Raw genomic sequence first — 224 nt, forward strand, 5'->3', positions numbered from 1 at the left:
CGGTCACGTCCAGGCACTTGCCGCTGTTGACCGACACCAGCTGCACGGCGCCGGACCCGGCGACCGGGACGAGCGTCCACTGCTGGTTCGGCTTGTCGGTGCCGCAGGACCACTGGACGATCTGCGCGCCGTCGGCCGTGGAGGCCCCGGTCACGTCCAGGCACTTGCCGCTGTTGACCGACACCAGCTGCACGGCGCCGGACCCGGCGACCGGGACGAGCGTC

General features: G+C 72.3%; 1 protein-coding gene. It reads right to left on the bottom strand.

What is annotated here, in order from left to right; translation table 11 throughout:
- The coding region (locus IF30_RS0140745) for an RICIN domain-containing protein (RefSeq protein ID WP_030248472.1) at positions 1–224 on the bottom strand (224 nt) is incomplete at both ends.

Source organism: Streptomyces sp. NRRL S-350 (genome assembly GCF_000719705.1).
In the GTDB taxonomy this organism is placed as follows: Bacteria; Actinomycetota; Actinomycetes; order Streptomycetales; family Streptomycetaceae; genus Kitasatospora.